This is a genomic window from Pseudoalteromonas sp. Angola-4 (assembly GCF_028599265.1).
Taxonomy (GTDB): domain Bacteria; phylum Pseudomonadota; class Gammaproteobacteria; order Enterobacterales; family Alteromonadaceae; genus Pseudoalteromonas; species Pseudoalteromonas atlantica.
In genome coordinates this window covers 1-590 of the sequence record NZ_JAQREK010000055.1, presented here as the reverse complement: position 1 = coordinate 590, position 590 = coordinate 1, and the positions used below count along the sequence as shown (strand labels likewise).

Annotated in this window: 2 protein-coding genes; one reads left to right on the top strand and one right to left on the bottom strand. The window is 39.5% G+C overall.

Translation table 11 applies throughout. From position 1 onward, the window contains the following. On the bottom strand, nucleotides 1–252 hold a 252-nt coding region (locus PSH48_RS20745), incomplete at its 3' end, for a nitroreductase family protein (protein WP_273612297.1). A 139-nt stretch (nucleotides 253–391) separates the two neighbouring features. Here PSH48_RS20745 and PSH48_RS20740 point away from each other — a divergent pair. Beyond that, a partial coding sequence (locus tag PSH48_RS20740; RefSeq protein ID WP_273612296.1) for a helix-turn-helix domain-containing protein occupies nucleotides 392–590 on the top strand: 199 nt, incomplete at its 3' end.

Sequence of the window (590 nt, the reverse complement as noted above, 5' to 3'; positions counted from 1 at the left end):
ATGAGCAAAGAAAATAATGTGCGACGCCGCTTTAATGTGTGGCTGATTAAATTGAAACTTATTAGCAAAGGTAGTGTGCATACGCTCTTTTGCAGCGTCTGATTCAATCACTGCAAATTTCCAAGGCTGTGAATTAATTGACGAAGGAGAAAGACGCATCGCGTCATACAATATCGCTAAATCGTCTTGAGAAATGCGCTTTGTCGCGTCGTAACGTTTAGCAGTATGGCGGCTTTCAAGGTCGCGAATAATAGGGTGAGTCGTAGTCTCTCCATAATAAAAAAGGGCTAATAAACAGTGTTCACTGAGTGTATGAGCAACATAATACAATTTGCTTTACTTAAATTAAACAGCATAATTATTGAATCATTATCAAATAAAAATAGACAATATGCAGATTGATGACTTAAAACTGATTTTAAAAGTAGCAGAGTGTCGAAGTATTACTTTAGCTGCTGCTAAGTTAGATATGCGCACAGCAACCGCCAGTGCGGCTATTAAGCGCGTAGAATCAGCCCTTGGCTGCGAATTATTTATTAGAACAACTCGCCATTTGCGTTTATCCAGTGCAGGGGAGCGATACATACCTC